General features: G+C 62.4%; 14 protein-coding genes and 3 pseudogenes. 3 read left to right on the forward strand and 14 right to left on the reverse strand.

Annotation, left to right across the window (positions count from 1 at the left end; genetic code table 11):
* Nucleotides 1-230: 230 nt before the first annotated feature.
* Together ACO550_RS20355 and ACO550_RS20360 are read right to left on the reverse strand one after the other, a co-directional pair.
* Nucleotides 231-602 (reverse strand): annotated as a pseudogene (locus tag ACO550_RS20355) (Tn3 family transposase); the annotation flags it as partial.
* 173 nt (nucleotides 603-775) lie between these two features.
* Nucleotides 776-1,099, reverse strand: a pseudogene (locus ACO550_RS20360) (hypothetical protein); the annotation flags it as partial.
* A 301-nt stretch (nucleotides 1,100-1,400) separates the two neighbouring features.
* Here ACO550_RS20360 and ACO550_RS20365 point away from each other — a divergent pair.
* Both ACO550_RS20365 and ACO550_RS20370 read left to right on the forward strand, forming a co-directional pair.
* A complete protein-coding gene (locus ACO550_RS20365; RefSeq protein ID WP_315593764.1) occupies nucleotides 1,401-3,518 on the forward strand; it encodes a TonB-dependent siderophore receptor in 2,118 nt (705 codons plus the stop codon).
* Between the two features lie 136 nt (nucleotides 3,519-3,654).
* Nucleotides 3,655-3,948 (forward strand): hypothetical protein, encoded by a 294-nt coding sequence (locus ACO550_RS20370; protein ID WP_315593849.1) that lies wholly within the window; start codon nucleotides 3,655-3,657, stop codon nucleotides 3,946-3,948.
* A 130-nt stretch (nucleotides 3,949-4,078) separates the two neighbouring features.
* Here the strand turns inward: ACO550_RS20370 and ACO550_RS20375 are convergent.
* The 4 genes and pseudogenes from ACO550_RS20375 to ACO550_RS20390 form a co-directional block, all read right to left on the reverse strand.
* Nucleotides 4,079-4,788: pseudogene (locus ACO550_RS20375) on the reverse strand (Tn3 family transposase); the annotation flags it as partial.
* A 58-nt stretch (nucleotides 4,789-4,846) separates the two neighbouring features.
* On the reverse strand, nucleotides 4,847-5,224 hold the full coding sequence (locus tag ACO550_RS20380) for a hypothetical protein (protein WP_315593765.1): 378 nt from the start codon (nucleotides 5,222-5,224) through the stop codon (nucleotides 4,847-4,849).
* A gap of 141 nt (nucleotides 5,225-5,365) precedes the next feature.
* Complete coding sequence (locus ACO550_RS20385) at nucleotides 5,366-5,491, reverse strand: hypothetical protein (protein ID WP_315593766.1); 126 nt, start codon at nucleotides 5,489-5,491, stop codon at nucleotides 5,366-5,368.
* The gene (locus tag ACO550_RS20390; protein ID WP_315593844.1) at nucleotides 5,488-5,625 is read right to left on the reverse strand and encodes a DUF2933 domain-containing protein; all 138 of its coding nucleotides are present in this window, start codon (nucleotides 5,623-5,625) and stop codon (nucleotides 5,488-5,490) included. Before ACO550_RS20390 ends, ACO550_RS20385 begins: the two co-directional genes overlap by 4 nt.
* 296 nt (nucleotides 5,626-5,921) lie before the next feature.
* On the opposite strand from ACO550_RS20390, the gene ACO550_RS20395 reads away from it, so the two are divergent.
* Entirely contained in the window at nucleotides 5,922-7,187 is a 1,266-nt protein-coding gene (locus ACO550_RS20395) for a type II restriction endonuclease (RefSeq protein ID WP_485994945.1), read from the forward strand.
* A 112-nt stretch (nucleotides 7,188-7,299) separates the two neighbouring features.
* Here the strand turns inward: ACO550_RS20395 and ACO550_RS20400 are convergent, their stop codons facing one another.
* From ACO550_RS20400 to ACO550_RS20435, 8 genes are all read right to left on the reverse strand, one after another.
* Entirely contained in the window at nucleotides 7,300-7,536 is a 237-nt protein-coding gene (locus tag ACO550_RS20400) for a hypothetical protein (RefSeq protein WP_315593768.1), read from the reverse strand.
* A 203-nt stretch (nucleotides 7,537-7,739) separates the two neighbouring features.
* Entirely contained in the window at nucleotides 7,740-9,074 is a 1,335-nt protein-coding gene (locus ACO550_RS20405; RefSeq protein WP_485994946.1) for an MFS transporter, read from the reverse strand.
* 24 nt (nucleotides 9,075-9,098) lie between these two features.
* Nucleotides 9,099-12,332 carry a CusA/CzcA family heavy metal efflux RND transporter gene (locus ACO550_RS20410; RefSeq protein WP_315593770.1) on the reverse strand — a complete coding sequence of 1,078 codons (3,234 nt, stop codon included), beginning with the start codon at nucleotides 12,330-12,332 and terminating at the stop codon, nucleotides 9,099-9,101.
* Nucleotides 12,329-13,522: a CzcB/NccB family metal efflux transporter periplasmic adaptor subunit gene (gene czcB / locus ACO550_RS20415; protein WP_315593771.1), complete on the reverse strand. Its 1,194-nt coding sequence runs from the start codon at nucleotides 13,520-13,522 to the stop codon at nucleotides 12,329-12,331. The genes ACO550_RS20410 and czcB overlap by 4 nt, the downstream gene beginning before the upstream one ends.
* Nucleotides 13,519-14,751, reverse strand: a complete 1,233-nt coding sequence (locus tag ACO550_RS20420) for a TolC family protein (RefSeq protein WP_315593772.1) — start codon at nucleotides 14,749-14,751, stop codon at nucleotides 13,519-13,521. The genes czcB and ACO550_RS20420 overlap by 4 nt, the downstream gene beginning before the upstream one ends.
* A gap of 107 nt (nucleotides 14,752-14,858) precedes the next feature.
* The gene (locus ACO550_RS20425) at nucleotides 14,859-15,437 is read right to left on the reverse strand and encodes a sigma-70 family RNA polymerase sigma factor (protein WP_315593773.1); all 579 of its coding nucleotides are present in this window, start codon (nucleotides 15,435-15,437) and stop codon (nucleotides 14,859-14,861) included.
* Nucleotides 15,434-15,880 (reverse strand): periplasmic heavy metal sensor, encoded by a 447-nt coding sequence (locus ACO550_RS20430; protein ID WP_315593774.1) that lies wholly within the window; start codon nucleotides 15,878-15,880, stop codon nucleotides 15,434-15,436. The genes ACO550_RS20425 and ACO550_RS20430 overlap by 4 nt, the downstream gene beginning before the upstream one ends.
* Nucleotides 15,877-16,164 (reverse strand): CnrY/NccY family anti-sigma factor, encoded by a 288-nt coding sequence (locus tag ACO550_RS20435; protein WP_315593775.1) that lies wholly within the window; start codon nucleotides 16,162-16,164, stop codon nucleotides 15,877-15,879. Before ACO550_RS20435 ends, ACO550_RS20430 begins: the two co-directional genes overlap by 4 nt.
* Nucleotides 16,165-16,559: the final 395 nt, after the last annotated feature.

Below are 16,559 nucleotides of genomic sequence, written 5' to 3' on the forward strand. Positions count from 1 at the left end.
GAGATCGTGCTGGTTCTGATTCTCGTCGTGGCGGTGTGCCTGTGGGGGCACACTCACGACGGATGAAGCGCGGTCAGACGGCGCCAGCCCGCTCGCCGCGCACGCGCAGCAAGAAGCGCGGGCGTCGCTAGCTGGCGTCTCGTCTCAACGGTTTCATGTACGCTGGACGCCCACGGCACATCGAAATATGTATTTCGAAGCACTATTATTATGACTCGATCTAGTTGGTCGTGGCGGCGGCTTTCAGAGCTGAACCGGCGCAGAAGGAGCGGCAAGGAAATTGTGCCGGCCTGGATTGACAGCGCGACCTGCATCAGGTCCTCCAGTGGAACGTGATCAGTCAGGTCCCAGTCCACGGTGTCAGAGAACAGCCGGTCGATGTGCTTGTACTTCGTGTCGGGTCGATCTTGTACAGCTTCAGGTCTTGTCTGTTGCGAATCCACGGCATCAGGTTGATGCCAAGCAGATACGTGAAGGCGAACACTGCCGCCGACTGGCCCTAGGTGTCGGCATGCACGGTATCTGCCTCGACGCTCCAGTCGGCCTTGAGCAGGCCCTCAATCACGTAGACACACGCCGGGCGGAATGAAATGCCGGAACACCCGGCATTTCGCCTGGTCATCCTGTGGGTACAACAGGCGCCATCCTCGTCGTCAAGGCAATTGCAGAACTGCACCGTACGGGCGGCCAGTAAGCTCTCGTGACCATGTGCATCGATGGTGGACAAGGAATTGCAGCGATCTTTGGAGCGTTGCTGACAACGCAGTGCTGGGGTGCCATCGGCGTAGGTGTGCTGGCCTCGATCCAGCAATGCTAATCGGGACAGTTGAGTGAGACACCTGGCTTTACGGCGCCGCTCGCGAGGCAAACACAATGCGTACAGAAGGCAGTCACCAAAATCCACCACCTCCCCACCAGCGAAAGGCAGATACGGTACCTCTGTGAGCAGTGAAAGCACGCGTGCGCCGACGATCGCATAGTCCGCACAACGCATGTAACCATCTATCGCTTCGGAGACGGCGCGATGGACCCCCTCGTCAATCAGGGGCCTGAGCACGGGTGCCACGGACGCAGTCAGAATCGGCCTGTTGCCTACCATTTCCAATGAGTGTCCGGCTCATCGGCGCACTGGTTCGGTATGCAAGCTCGACCACCCGGTAGCCAAGCATCGACTGCCTGCCTCAATTGTATCGATTGTAATGGCGAAACATTACAAGACATTACGGATTCTTCCGTCTATAAGTGTCCCTTGCGACACAATCAGCGTTATTGCCACTTGCTCGTACAGCAACGTTGCACACCTCGGCTTTCATCGGCAACCCGGTACTTGTTGACTATGCATACATATGCAAATGATAATCGATCACATTAGAATTATTACTATGTATTACTAGATGGAAATGAGCCGATATCTTCACCCCACGCATATTGCCGCCGTGCTTTACGCGTTTCCCACGCTTGTAATTGGCGTTGCCCACGCACAGGCTGCCCCGGCGGAAGCCCAGAGCCTGCCTGAAGTCACCGTCAAGGCCGATATCAGCAAGGACCTTGGCGCGGGATACAACCCGACAAACACCGTTAGCGCCACCAAGACCGACGCCCCGCTGCGCGACGTCCCGCAAACCGTCAACGTGGTGACCGCTGATGTTATGCGCGACCAGCACGCCAATTCGATGCAGGACGCGCTCAAGAATGTGCCTGGCGTCAGCTTCTCCACGGGCGACGGGCAGCGTGACCAGGTTTCGATCCGCGGCTTCACCGCGATTGCCGACCAGTTTGTCGACGGCATCCGCGACGATGCGCTGTACTTCCGCGACCTGTCGAACGTGGACCGCGTCGAAGTCATCAAGGGACCGGCTGCCGTGCTCTATGGCCGCGGCTCGTCAGGTGGGCTGATCAACCGCGTGACCAAGAAGCCCGGCATCGATGTCACCGACTTCGCACTGAGCTACGGCATGTGGGCCGACCGCCGGGTAGAAGCCGACGTGGGCCGGGTGTTTGCCGATGGCGCCGCCGCGTTCCGCATCACGGGGGCCCACGAGGAAGCCAACAGCTACCGCTCCCAACAGTTCCTGAACCGCACGGCGGTGGCACCGTCGCTGGAACTGCGCCTGGCGCCGCAGACCACGGTGCTCCTGCAGGCCGATTACCTCGAAGACCGCCGCGTGACCGACTTCGGCATTCCGGCGTACAAGGGCCGTCCGGTTGCCGTCGATCCGTCCACGTACTATGGCGCGGCCAACGCGCGCGACGCGGACTACAGCCAGAGCCGCGTGTACTCGGGCACGGCCACGATCAACCACCGCTTCAACGACAACTGGTCGATCCGCAACGCCACGCGCTACTACCACTACTCGCTCGACCGCAACAACACGTTGGTCGGTTCGGTCAACGAAGCCAGACTGACCGCGTCGCTGACCCATGGCAATGTCTCCCGCGAGGAACACGGCTGGTTCAACCAGACGGACCTGACGCAGAAAGCCGAGTTCTTCGGCATGAAGCATGAGCTGCTGTACGGCGTGGAAGTGGGCCAGCAGAACAAGGACGTGATCAACTTCTCGCGGGCGAACGTGGCAACGGTAGGCCTGTTCAATCCGGTGCTGCCCGTGCTGCCGCGACTGGTGGGCGGCACGCCGGCGGCAAGCAACCTCGGGATCTTCAAGACGCTGGGCCTCTACACCCAGGACATGATCCAATTCAGCGACCAATGGAAGGCGCTGGTTGGCATCCGCTACGACCGCTTCGAACAGGAGACGACCCAGCGCCTGACGGGCCAGTCCAATGTGTCGCGCACCGACAATACCTGGAGCCCGCGCGCGGGCTTGGTGTGGCAGCCGTCGAAGCAGCAATCGTATTACGTATCGTGGAGCCGTTCGTTCCAGCCGTCCGGCGAGGCTTTCTCGCTGGCCGCGAACAATGCCGACCTGGCGCCGGAAACCACGCGCAATACCGAAGTGGGCGCGAAGTATGACTTCCTGGACGGCAAGGCGAGCACCACGATTTCGCTGTTCCGCATCGAGCGCACCAACATCAAGGTGACCAACCCTGCTGCCCCGACCACGCTAATTCCGGTCGGCGAACAGCGCACCGACGGTCTGGAACTGAGCGGCGCGGCCGAACTGGGCCATGGCTGGCGCGTGCTGGCCGGCTATGCTTACCTAGATGCTGTGGTGACGAAGTCGACCATCGCCAACCTGCAGGGCAAGCAAGCCACGCTGACCCCGCGCCATTCGGGCAACCTGTGGCTGACCAAGGATATCGGCCATGGCTTCGGCCTGGGTGGTGGGCTGAACCTCGTGGGCGCGCGCCAGGCCGATCCGGCCAACACGGTGACGCTGCCCGGCTACGTCACCGCCGACATGATGGCCTGGTATCGTCGCGGCCCGTTCGAGGCGCAGCTCAACGTGTACAACCTCTTCAACCAGGGCTATATCGTCTCGGCGCACGGTTCGAGCCCAAACCTGAACATGCCCGGTGCCCCGCGTAGCGTGATGGCTACAGTGCGGTATCGCATGTAAGCGTCGATGTAGAACCACACCCAGGGCACTACCGTGCCTTGGGTCAGCTTGTTGACAAAGCCCACCGTCATTTTGGTGGGCTTTGTTCATAATGGCATGATGCTCAAGACGCACTGCTTACAAACACGAGCTGGAGATGGTGACGCTGGAATCGCTGGTACCAGCCGATCACCTGCTGCGCAAGATCGACACCGCGGTCGATTTCGAGTTCATCCGGGCCCAGGTGGGGGTAATCATCCTTTTGCTGCAGATTGATACGGTCAGGCTCAAAAAATCCTTCCGCTCCAATGAGTTGGAGATTTTTCGTTTCGTGCCGCACGATCCTTTCTTTGCAGATTGGTACGCTTGGCCCCGTTGCCGCCCTTTCGAAGCTGGCACACGGGGGCAGGAGCCAGCGGCCTCGCCTCCGTCGATCCAGTTCTTCTCATAGGTCTCTTGTTGTTCGTGACGTGGGGTTGGCGCCCCGGATCCGGACCACCCTGTTTAAGGATGCGTTACCAGCCATTGCGGGCCCACTCATGCGACTCGCAGAGTTTGCTCTGCGGCGTTTGATGCTGCGGTCATGCCATAGCCTGTCGGATTGTTGCGCCGCGGCCCTGGAGCAGCGCGTCAATGTAGCGATCGACACCGAAGCTGAGGATCCCGCGGAAGTTGATGTGCCCGAAATGCCCCGACCCCATGCGGCGCAGCCAGCGTCCTCGATGTTCGTGCCACCCTTGCGAAGTCGCTCGACGACATCGTTCATGCGGTGCGTGTTCCACGCCAGTACGATGCTGGTCAGAAGCGCGTGCGCCCCCGAGATCGCCTTCATCTCATCGCCTCGCCGGCCGCGTTCGTGTGGTACCCGGCCATCATGGATCGCGCGCTGCAGTTGGTGCACCGACTCCCCACGGCTGAGCAATGTATGGATTTCACGGCGGAAGTCTTCAATGGTCACGTAGTCGCACAGGAAGATGCTACGCAACAACCGGCCGAGATGCTCGGCAGCTTTCTGCGCCTTGTTGGTCCTGGCGGCGCTGCCCAACCGTTGCATGGCGAGCTCAGCGCTAATGCGGCCGATACGGATCGATGCCAGCACCCGTAGGAAATCGTCCCAACCCAGGCGTATGGCTCTCAAGGACAATCGCTTCGTGGTGACACGCTCGATACCTTCCGGCACTTTGAACTCTGCAGGCAGGTACAGCTTGCGCTCTGCCAGATTGCGAAGCCGCGGGCATAGATCGAAATTCAGGCCCTTGGCCAGGGCCATCGCGGCGTTCGTGTTTATATGGACAAGTCGCATTCTTTATCAATCGGCGAGCGCTCCGCCGAATCAACGACATGGAGGATCAATCTTCAGGTTCTCCCAGATCGATCAGAAGCCGTGTGAGGCGATCCGCAATTGACCGATGCCGCTGCCGTTCCTTAGGCCAGCCGTGTGCCTGCGCATCCTCTGCCAGCGCCATTTCGACCTTCCTACGCTCCCGCAATCGTGGCACGTATGCGGGCGTCGTCACGAACTTCGCACAAGTCAGATACATGTCGCACTCGCACGGTCCCTCGGCTGCCAGGCGTAAACAGTGACCGAGTTCCAGTTCGGTCTTGAAGAAGTTGCACTTCAGCCAATCTACAGAAGCCTTCGGCAAGGCGCCGCTACGAAGCTGCGCCACCGCAGGACCCGCAATGATCGAACCCGGTTCCAGAACGGACTTGTAGTCACGTAGCACTTCACGATCGCTGATCTGTGGGGCCCTCGCAAGCTCAATGAGCCGTACCGCTTTCTTGCCGGTATGTCGCCGACGCGGATGGCCAAGGGCTCTGCAAACCAGTCCTCGAGCTCGGGCCAGCGCCGCACGAAGCGGCGCATGTCACGCGCTTGCCATCGCATTGCGAGCCATGCCCGGCATGCGAATGACCATGATGCGCGTCATGATCGCCTGGCGACGCTGCGCCGTGCGCTGCGTGATCGTGTGGCTGGAGCGGACTACGTTCATGCATTGTGCGACTCCTGTTTTCCGACGCGCTGTTCGTTTGCCTCGTTACCACTCGCCGAGGACGCATTCCGGTGACGCCCGGTGTGCTGGAAATGCATCAACGGGCACAGCAACACTAGCCCAAAAGGCAACATCGACGCAAGCCGCTGCCAGTCCGAGACAGCGAAAGCGAGCACGACGATCACTACGGCCCCAAGCGCAAGCGACCAAACCGCGCTCCGGTTAAGCCCGGTCTTCGAACCGGCAATCCTGTACTGTGTGGGAATCCATGACGTCACCTTCCAGATAGTTAGCAAAGCTACAACCAGACAACGCTTACCCGGTACACCATAATCCTTCCCGCCATGGGAAGGTCAAATTCGATCGACGCCTTTTTTTGCGCACAGTTTTCAGGGCCCGCGGTGATACACTGCCCGGCAAAAATGATGCCATGACAGACACCATCCGAACTCTCATCGAACGCTGGAAATCCGATCCAAGCGGCACCTATCAAACTTGGTTCCTCTGGCCTGAACGCCTCAAGAATTTCAGATCCATCCGGCGGGGGATTGGCGCCGTCGTCGAGGAAATTCACGCAGGCTCATTCGGAAATGCTTACCGCGGATCGTCTCTGGAGACCGTTGTCGCTTCGATTGCCGAACAGCGGCAGATCTTCAAGGGTGCCGATCACGCGTTTCTCTGGAAGCCGAAACTTCGCATCCCCGATATCTACGAAAACGCCGACAACCAGCGGGCTTTCGCAAGGTTGCTTCATACGTGCAATTGTTGTGATACCGAAGCAGAGTTGCTCACCGCCATCCAACGACTGAGCGGCGTAGGGATCAAAGGCCTCGGTCCCGCAGTCGCAAACCTGCTCTATTTCATCCACCCCACCCTGCTTCCTCCGTTCAATACTGCGATCGTGAACGGCTACAACGCCCTGACCGGTGCCGCAGTCAAGCTGGGCAAGTGGGATCACTACCTCGCAATGCGCGACGGCATCCTGACGCTCAATCATCGCTATCGTGACGTCCTTTCCAATGATCTCGGTGCGCTGGCTGGCCTGCTATTTGATGTCGGCACGGGGCGGTATCCCGCTCCGCCACGCAACGATCTGCCCGGCGAGGTCAGCGCGTGGGAAGACGATCTGGCCAAGGTCAGGGAACAGGCGTCTGCACTCGCCAAGCAGATCCAGGCAGGCAAACTTGAAGATGCCACACATACCGAAGTACAAGGCTGGCTAAGAGATCTCGGGAAGTCGCTCGGCTATGCGGTTTGGATCGCGACCAACGACCGGGGCCGCGAATACAATGGCGAGCCGCTCAGTCATGGGTGTTTGTCCGCTTTACCGGCGACGCTGCTCGTCTCGGGCGGTGAGACGGTCCCGCTGATCGACGCGGTCTTGCTGGATCCCGCAACCCTTGAGGTGGCCGCCGCGTTCGAGGTCGAGCATTCGACATCGATCTACTCCGGCATCGTGCGGCTGCTGGATCTTGCCCTGGGCACCAGTCAATCCGCCACCAAACATCTATTCCTCGTGGCGCCAGATAACCGAGAAGCGGAAGTCCGTGCGCAACTCAGCCGGCCGGCATTCAGCCGTGTCGCGGAACTCAACATGCGCTACGTTCCATACTCCAGCCTTCGCGAGCATCGGGAGAACATCGCGCGCTTTGGCACGGGCATCAAGCCGATTGAGGCTATCGCCAAATCCTTGTAGTTCGTGCGCTTCACGGCCGGCGGGAACCCGCAAATGCACGACGCCTACGGACGACACCGAGCATCACTCGATGCGCCGTGGGCGCGTGCCGCCTCAGCGAGGACCTTGACGATCAAGCCCCGTCAGTGAACGTATCGCGGGTCCCGACGGAATGTCCGCCGTCGGTGAACGGGTCACGCGTGCCCATCGAATGCGCCCCATCCGTGAACGGATCGCGCACACCCATCGAGTGGCCGCCATCCGTATAGGGATCGCGCGGGGAAGTTACTCCGGCGTTCGCGACCCCTGCCGCTCCACCAAGCGTGGCGACTGCCAGCACCAGCAGGACTCTCTTCTTCAACGTTTTCATCGTAATCTCCAAGAAGTTGGGTTCAGCGAACCGTTGATATACACCTTATGTGACGGTTGCCGACCCGAGCCTGACCGGAACATGACAAAACAGACAGGTGCGCCGCTAGCGCAATCACTGGGTCAACCATCGGTGTAGAGTTGGCTCTGCTCAATGTAGACCCAGACACTTTTTCCGTTCTAGACTGCGCTCGCGTTGAAGAGTCAGCGCGAATCCGGCCACCGCGGATGATCGTCATCGATGGTGAAAGCATGGCGATGACTGAGTTCGGCGGTGCGGTCGCCCTCGGCAAGGTGCGTGGCATCGTGTTCTGCGTGTTGATGTTCGATGATGTCAGGGTCGTCAGCGGGCCAGAAGCGCCACGCCGCCAAGACACCAAGGGTCGAGATCGCGGTCAACGTGGCAAACGCTGCCGTCATGCCAAACCGCGCGCCGATCTGGCCGGCCAGCGGATAGGTGATCAGCCAGCAGGCGTGCGACAGCGAAAACTGCGCGGCGAACACGGCCGGACGGTCTGCGGACGAAGCAGAGCGCTTCAGCAACCGTCCACTTGGTGTCTGCGTCATGGAGTAACCAATACCGATGACGAACCACGTCAGCAGGACTGCCGGCCATTCCACCGAGATCGTGAATCCCGTCAGTGCAATACCGAACGCCAGCCCTGCCGTCATGATGGTCGCGCCGGTCAGCATCGCAGGCCGGTCCGGCCGGTCGTTGAGCAGGCGGGGGAGCAACAAGGCCACCAGCATCGAACCAAAGCCGAACGCGGCAAGACCGAACGGCACATCGGAAGCCGGCCGTTGCAGCTTGCTCTGCACGTAGACCACCGTGTTCACGATCACCATCGAACTCGCGGCCGCCGCAGCAAGATTCAGCGACAGCAGGCCGCGCAAACGGGGCGTGCGCAGATAGATCGACATGCCCCGGAACGTCTTCGCGTAGATGCTGTCCGAGCGCTCGACGGCCCGCGACTGCGGCAGTCGCACGGAAACCACCATCGCGGCCGAAACCAGAAAGCCAACTACCGTGCCGCCGAACAGCCAATGGAAGCTGATCACCGACAGCAGTGCGGCGGCCAGCGCGGGGCTCGCCAGGCTCTCCATGTCATAGGCGAGCCGTGACAGCGACAGCGCACGCGTATAGTCCTTCTCGTCCGGCAACACATCGGGAATCGTGGCCTGGAAGGTCGGCGTGAATGCCGCCGAGGCAGACTGCAGCAGGAAGATCAGAATATAGATCTGCCACACCTGAGTTACGAACGGCAGCGAGATGGCCACGCCCGCCCGGATCAGGTCCATCGACACAAGGAAAGCGCGCCGGGGCAGCCGGTTAGCGAAGGCGCCAACCACGGGCGCAATGCCGACATAGGCCACCATCTTGATGGCCAGCGCCGTGCCCAGTACGCTGCCGGCGTTGGCGCCGGCCAGGTCGTACGCCAGCAACCCCAGCGCGACAGTCGCCAGCCCGGTGCCCACGAGCGCGATGACCTGCGCGAGAAAGAGGTGCCGGTAGGTTCGATTGGCAAGGACTTCAAGCATCAGCGCGCTCCCATTGACGCATCATTACGATTCCAGCGCCGGGGTGGCATCGGGCGACAGCGACGCACGGCGCCGCAGCACCATTCCGCAGATCGCCGGAAGCACGAAAAGCGTCAGCACGGTCGCTGTGAACAACCCGCCAATCACCACCGTAGCCAGCGGCTTCTGAGCCTCCGCACCCGTTCCCGTGGCAATCGCCATGGGAACGAATCCGAGCGATGCCACCAGTGCGGTCATCAGCACCGGCCGCACACGCTCCATCGCCCCTTCAATCACGGCGACATTCGGCGCCATGCCATCCTCCAGCCGCTTGCGAATGGCAGAGATCAGTACCAGGCCGTTCAGCACGGCCACGCCCGACACGGCAATGAAGCCGACTGCCGCCGAGATCGAGAACGGAATGCCGCGCAGCATCAGGGCGAACACGCCACCGGCCAGCGCCAACGGCACGGCCGTCAGCACCGTCGCAGTGAGCACCGCACTGCCAATGGCGAGATACAGCGCTGCGGCGATCAGCACGAAGCACGCCGGCACAATGATCGCCAGACGCTTGGTCGCTGCCTGCAGGTTCTGGAACTGGCCGCCCCATTCGATCCACATGCCAGGCGGCAGTTTTACTTCCCTGGCGATCCGGTCGGCCGCATCGTCGACGAAACTGCCAAGGTCACGGCCATCGCCGACGTTGGCCTCGATATAGACGCGACGCTTACCGTTGTCCCGGCTTACCTCGTTCAGGCCTTGCGTAAAGCGGAACTGCACCAGTTGGCGCAGGGGAACCGAGGCACGCGGCTGGTTAGCGACGACAGGCAGCATAACGGGCAATGCGCCAAGCACATCAAGGTTCTCTCGTTGCGTACTGGGCAAGCGCACCACGATGTCGAAGCGGCGGTCGCCGTCGAACACCTGGCCCGCCGCCCTGCCAGCCATCGCAGCAGAGATTGTGTCTGCCACTTCCTTGACGGTCAGGCCGTAGCGCGCAATGGCGGCACGGTCGAACACCAGGTCGAAGGTCGGGAATCCACCCGTCAACGGCACACGTACGTCAGTGGCGCCCGGCGTCTTGCGCAGTACCGCCGCAATCTTCTGGGCGGTCGTTGCCAGTTCATCGAGATTTTCACCATAGAGCTTGACCGCCACGTCACTCCGCACACCGCCGATCAGCTCATTGAAGCGCATCTCGATCGGCTGCGTCACGTCGTAGTTGTTCCCGACCATTGGCGCTGTCTTCTCGCGAATCCGCTCGATCACCTGCTCCTTGGTGGTGATGCCTTCCGGCCATTCGCTCTTGGGCTTCAGGATGATGTAGTTGTCCGACGCGTTCGGCGGCATCGGGTCTGCAGCGAGGCTCGCGGTACCCGCCTTCGAGTACACGGTCTGCACCTCGGGCAACGAGAGCACGGCGCGTTCCAGCGGCAGGTCGATGGCCACCGACTGGTCGATCGACGTGGACGGAATGCGCACCGACGACAGGTTCAGGTTCTGTTCGTCGAGCGTGGGCATGAACTCGCGGCCGACGAAGGTGAACGACAGCGAGGCCGCCACCAGAACCGCGACGCCAGCACCGATGAACGGCGCGGGGCGAACCACGGCGCGCTCCAGCCATGGCCGGTAGCGCTGCTTGGTCACGGCGATGACCTTCACCTCGGTCTCCGACACCTCCTTGCGCAGCAGCACAGCAATCATCGCCGGCACGAAGGTCAGCGACAGCACGAAGGCGGAGGCCAGGGCCAGCATCAGCGTGATGACCATTGGCGAGAACATCTTGCCCTCCACGCCCTGGAAGGTCAGGCACGGCAGGAAGACCAGGAAGATGACGAGCTGGCCGTAGATCGTCGGGCGCATCATCTCGCGCGACGACGCGATCACCTCCTCAAGGCGTTCCTGCAGGGTCAGCAGGCGGCCCTCGTGCTTCTGCCGCTCGGCCAGCCGGCGCAACGCGTTCTCGACGATGATGACCGCGCCGTCGATGATCAGGCCAAAGTCCAGCGCGCCAAGGCTCATCAGGTTGCCCGAGATGTTCAGGCTGTTCATCCCGATGGCACTGATCAGCAGCGACAAAGGGATGACCATGGCGGCAATCAAGGCCGCGCGCCAGTTGCCGAGCAGCGCGAACAGGATGACCACCACCAGCAGCGCACCCTCGGCCAGGTTCTTGGCCACGGTTTCGATCGTCGCGACCACCAGTTGCGAGCGATTCAGCGTGGGCACAATCACCACGCCCGGCGGCAGGGTCCTGGTGATTTGATCGAGCTTGTCGCCGACGGCCTGCGCCACGGTACGGCTGTTTCCGCCCACCAGCATCAGTGCGCTGCCGACCACCGTTTCCACGCCATTGCGGCTGGCAGCGCCAGAGCGAAGCTCACCCCCGATATTCACGTTGGCCACCTGGCTCACCGTGATCGGAACGCCTTGCCGCTGCGCCACCACGGCGCGTGCAATCTCGTCCGCCGTCTTGATGCGGGCGTCGGCCCGCACCAGGTACGACTCTCCCGAGCGGCGGATGAAATTAGCGCCGACCGAAAGGTTGGCATCCTCGAGCGCCTGGCCCAGCTCCGAGTACGAGATACCGAACGCGGCCATCTTTGCCGTGTCGGGCTCCACCACGAACTGCTTGACGTAGCCGCCCAGGGAGTCGACGTCCGCCACGCCCTGCGTGGTGCGCAGTTGCGGGCGGATGATCCAGTCCTGCACAGTGCGCAGATAGGCCAGCTTCGACACGCGTTCCGACAGGCGTTCACCACGGTCGGTCAGGAAGCTGCCATCGCTCTGCCAGCCGGGTTCACCATCCTTGACGGTGGCACCCTTGCCGTCCGGAAACTGAAACTCGACGCTGTAGTGGACGACTTCGCCCAGCCCGGTGGAGACCGGCCCCATCTGCGGTTGCACACCATCCGGCAGGTTCGGACGCGCTTGCGCGAGCCGCTCCGACACCTGCTGGCGCATGAAGTACAGGTTGGCGCTCTCCTTGAAAATCACCGTCACCTGGCTGAAGCCATTGCGGGAGAGCGACCGCGTGTTCTCGACGCCATTCAGGCCCGCGATGGCGGTCTCGATTGGGTACGTCACACGCTTTTCCACTTCCACCGGACTCAGTGTGGGCACCACGGTATTGATCTGCACCTGCTTGTTCGTGATGTCCGGCGTCACATCGATGGGGAGCAGGTTGAGCTGCCACGCCCCGATAGCGCCGATGACAACGGTCAGGAACAGCACGAGCCACCGGAACCGGACTGCGCCGGTCAGGATGCTTTCGATCATTCGTCGTCCCCGCCCGCCTTGTTCATTTCCGCCTTGATCAGGAACGCATTGCGCGTGGCCACCTGCTCACCAGCCCGTACGCCGGAAAGGATCTGCGCCACACCGCCGCTGCGCGTACCAACCAGCACGGACTTCGGACGGAAGCCTTGCTGGGTGCGCACGAAGACTACATCGCGGCCATCGAGGTTCTGCACGGCATCCTCAGGCACGGACATCGCATTCGCAGCGGCGACCTTGGTGTGCAAGCGGACCTGCACACCCTCCCCCACGATCAGGCCACTGTTGGCATCCACCGGCGTCACCACCACCGTGGCGGCGCGTGCCGTGCCGGAAACGGTCGGCGTCACGGCCTGTACGCGGCCAGCCAGCGGGGCGCCATTCGCCAGCACAATGGTGGCGTCGCTGCCCGCGGCAATGCGACTGGTATCGGCAGCGGTCACGTAGGCTTCGACCTGTACCGCACCACCGCCGGCTACACGGAACAGTTCGGCCTGCGGCGCGACATACGCGCCAAGCGTGACCGCCTGCGCGGTGATCTTGCCGGCGATGGGGCTGACAACAGCCACGGAGCGTCCATCGCTGGACACCTTGGCAGCCTGCGCCACCGTTGCCGCGCGCTGGACCTCGGCTTGCGCCACTTCCAGCGCCATGCGCGCCGCTTCCATCTCCTGGCGGGGCGTCACACCTTGCTGGAACAGGCTCGATTCGCGTTCGTACGTCTTGCGCGCCAGATCCGCGCGGGCCTGCGCCACTTTGCGCTCGGCGGCCATCGCCGCTGCCTCGGGGCTGTCCACCAGCGCGAGCACATCGCCAGGACGCACGGCATCGCCAAGCTTGCGCTGGATGCGCAGCACGGCACCTGCCGCACGCGAGACGATGACGGCCTCGCTGCCCGGGACAGCCGAAACGCTCGCCGGTGCCAGCAGTTCCGAACCGACACCGCCGGCCGATACCGGCTCCACCGCGATATTGGCCGCGGCAAGGTACTCGCCCGGGATCTTGACTTCGGCAGGCCCGGTCGCCGGTGCCGAGGCTGCTGCCTTCTCCGGTGCGGCGGCAGTCTTTGTTGCCTCGGCGCCCGATGGCGAACCAAGCCCGCGTGCCATGCCAAAGCCAACCAGTGCCGCCGCTGCGGCAACCCCTGCGATCATGGACCAACTCGGTTGCTGGCGCTCGTTCTTTGTCATCATCGTGATTCCTCAAATGCCAGACGGCCGTCCGCCTGGGCCATCGCCGCCAGCGCGCGCACGCGCGCCAGTCGGGCATCAATCGTCAACTGCCGGGCCTCCACCAGTGCACGCCGAACGGCGAGTAGCTCCACTAACGGGGTCTTGCCAGCGTCGTATCCGATTCGTCCCAGCCGATAGGCTTCTCCGGCAGCCTGTTCCCCCACGCCTGCTGCGACAAGCTGCTGCTCGGTGGCAACGGCCTGCGACATGGCCGACCGGCGTGCCGCCACGGCCTCCAGCCGAGCGTTATCGAGTCGAGCTTGTGCCGCCGAGGCACGCTCTACAGCGGCATTCACGCCGTAGCGATTCTGGTCAAGTAAAGGGATGGACGCCGTCACACCGACGACGTAACCGCTGGCATTGGTCCAGCCATAGCGACGCACGCCTGCGCTGACGGCAATATCCGGAATCCAGCGCTTGCGCTCGACGTCTACCTGGGCGTCAAACGCATTGCGCTCCGCCTCGGCGGCCAGCACGCTCGGTGATTCAGCCGCCGGCGAGGTCTGATTGGGCTGCGACGGCTTTACGGACAGCAGCGAGCTGGCGACGCTCGTGTACGGATCGGTGGCACCAGTCATGGCGGACAGCCGAGCCAGTGCCTGGGTGGCGTCGTTCTGGGCAGCGGCTTCGGCGGCCTGCGCCGCGGACACACTCGCCTGCGCTTGCGCAGTGCGCAGCGCCGCTTCCTTGCCCGACTGCACCAGCGCGCGGGCCGCCGCGAGTTCATCGTTGGCGCGGCCCAGATTCTCCGAAGCAAGCGTCTTGCGCGCGAGCGTGGCCTCGGCCGATGCATAGGCGACGGCCAGTTCCGCGGAGTAGGCCACCTGGATTTGTCGCTCACGCGCCTGCGCGGCAGCAAAATTGCGCTCGCCAACCGCGATACGTGCGTCGCGTTTTCCGCCGATTTCCAGTGGCTGGCTGAGTGTGTAGGTGTTTTGCCGCTGGCTGGTGCCATCCGCGGCCGGTGCGCCCAGATTCTCGATCACCGTGTCGATACGCGGATTGAGCCAGGCTCGGGCCTGCGCGGCATCGGCACCCGCCGCCCGTACCGTAGCCGCCTGAGCGGCCATGGTCGGAGCAAGCGCCAACGACTGGCGCAGGAGCTCTGTATAGGGCGGGGCTTCCGTAGCCCGTGCCGCCGCCGCGGCCATCAGCAGCAGCGCCGCAGCCGCACTCGCCCGACGCGCCATCGTAGGTAATGAAAATGTCACCGGATTCATTGCGAGAAAAGATGAAGCCGAAATTGGCTGCTCTCCTTTTCTATACGGCGCCCGTCGAGCGCCCCCTCGCGATGCGCTTACTTATTTTTCTCGCCTGCTTCCAGCAACGCCGTCAACCTTGTCCGAGCCCGAGCCACGCGGCTTTCCACGGCCTTGGGCGAGATGTTGAGCGCGGCAGCCGCCTCGGCATGGGACATCTCGACGAAAGAGGTCAGGATGATGACTTCGCGAGAGGCGCGGTCCAGCTGGCCCAGGATCTTGTTGATTTGCGCAAGTTCGCGCCTGGCGCCAATCTCCCGCTCGGGGCCGGGTGCATCGGTGGGCGCAGACTCGGCGAACGCCGCGTCGTTCACATCTGACGCACCAAAGAAAAAATGCCTCACACGCCGAAAGCGATAGAGGTCGCGCATCTTGTTCAGGCCGATGCGGAACAGCCAGGGGCGAAAGGGCTTCTCGTCGTCGAAGTCGTCCAGCGCGTGCCAGGCGGCGATGAACGTGTCCTGCACGACATCGTCGATGTCGGTTTCCGGAATGCCGAACGAGCGTGCGGCTTGCGCGAGCGCGTGCCCGTGCCGTTGCACCAGTTGGCCAAAAGCATGCTGGTCGCCGCCTGCGGCGAGCCCGGCAAGGAAATTGTCTGTCGATACCCCGGTCACTGTGACCCGCGTCGCAAGGCTTCCACCAGGAGACGATCATAGGACGCTCGGTGTTCCGGCTTCAGTCCAGCGCGCATTTCAAACACGTGGACGAGCGTGGCGCGCTGCAGATCCCCGGCAGCCCGTTCCACTTCCTGCGTAGCCGCTTCCACTTCAGGCGTCCACTGGGGGTTCTTCGCGATGGCATCGGCCAGCTTGCCGTTGGCCGCCCGCAACCGTGTCTCGATTTCTCGCCGGCGCTCGGCAAATGCCTGCTCTTTCAGCTCCAGGATGCCGCGCTCGTTAGCGTCCAACGGCACCGCATCATGCAGCACCTCATGGAGGCTCGTGTGCGAGTCCTCGTTCGTATGGGTGAAATAGATGCCCGCGATGGCCACCAGCACGCCCACCAGCGCGCCGGCAAGCGTGGAGAGCGACAAACGAAGCGTGCGCGACTTCATCATTTTCCGATCAGGAGACTGAACGGCGAAGCTGCGGACGGAGTCGCCACCCATGTCGGCTGCGGCTTGTCCAACAGGCTGCCGGCAATACGGTCGATGGCAATGAAAGCGAGCAGCGACGCCAGGGCCGCGCAAGCGATTGCGCGCCAGATGTCGTGACGCGCGACCAGAACTATCTGCGTTGGCTCGCGGCGGATCTGCCGCTGGACGTCGGAAAGATCGACATCACTCGATGCATCATGCATCACTTTTTTGGCATTTTCAAGCCAACTGTCGATATCAGCCATGGCCAGATCTCCGATCTCTAGGTGCGGTGGATATTCTGTATACGGCGCTGCGCCGCAACTCCCCTCGCGGTCGCAAACGGAATTTCACACAGCGCCGAAAATCCAGTGCAATTCGCTCTCCATTTCGCTTGCGTAGACCCCATACGGGCACGGTCAGCCGAACTTGACGCGCTCGGTGCGTGCATTTTCGCTTTGGTTCCCCTACAAGCGGGCATTCAACTCGCAGACTGGAGAAGAATGGTTTGTGAAGAGAAACCCAGTTTGCGCATTCTCTTCAAGGGAAGGCGGACGGGCCAGAAGCCTCCGCTGAAGCTGAACGAATTATGGGCAATACGAACCCGGCTTCAACTCACGTCGAACGGACAAGATCCGAACTCGATTGCGATACGATGACT

It is taken from the genome of Cupriavidus sp., assembly GCF_057315035.1.

What these genes read in the sequence shown, in the direction of transcription:
- ACO550_RS20365 (WP_315593764.1), top strand. Translation starts at nt 1,401, where the DNA reads ATGAGCCGATATCTTCACCCCACGCATATTGCCGCCGTGCTTTACGCG.
- ACO550_RS20370 (WP_315593849.1), top strand. Translation starts at nt 3,655, where the DNA reads ATGGTGACGCTGGAATCGCTGGTACCAGCCGATCACCTGCTGCGCAAG.
- ACO550_RS20385 (WP_315593766.1), bottom strand. Translation starts at nt 5,491, where the DNA reads ATGAACGTAGTCCGCTCCAGCCACACGATCACGCAGCGCACGGCGCAG.
- ACO550_RS20390 (WP_315593844.1), bottom strand. Translation starts at nt 5,625, where the DNA reads ATGTTGCCTTTTGGGCTAGTGTTGCTGTGCCCGTTGATGCATTTCCAG.
- ACO550_RS20395 (WP_485994945.1), top strand. Translation starts at nt 5,922, where the DNA reads ATGACAGACACCATCCGAACTCTCATCGAACGCTGGAAATCCGATCCA.
- ACO550_RS20400 (WP_315593768.1), bottom strand. Translation starts at nt 7,536, where the DNA reads ATGAAAACGTTGAAGAAGAGAGTCCTGCTGGTGCTGGCAGTCGCCACG.
- ACO550_RS20405 (WP_485994946.1), bottom strand. Translation starts at nt 9,074, where the DNA reads ATGCTTGAAGTCCTTGCCAATCGAACCTACCGGCACCTCTTTCTCGCG.
- ACO550_RS20410 (WP_315593770.1), bottom strand. Translation starts at nt 12,332, where the DNA reads ATGATCGAAAGCATCCTGACCGGCGCAGTCCGGTTCCGGTGGCTCGTG.
- czcB (WP_315593771.1), bottom strand. Translation starts at nt 13,522, where the DNA reads ATGATGACAAAGAACGAGCGCCAGCAACCGAGTTGGTCCATGATCGCA.
- ACO550_RS20420 (WP_315593772.1), bottom strand. Translation starts at nt 14,751, where the DNA reads ATGGCGCGTCGGGCGAGTGCGGCTGCGGCGCTGCTGCTGATGGCCGCG.
- ACO550_RS20430 (WP_315593774.1), bottom strand. Translation starts at nt 15,880, where the DNA reads ATGATGAAGTCGCGCACGCTTCGTTTGTCGCTCTCCACGCTTGCCGGC.
- ACO550_RS20435 (WP_315593775.1), bottom strand. Translation starts at nt 16,164, where the DNA reads ATGGCTGATATCGACAGTTGGCTTGAAAATGCCAAAAAAGTGATGCAT.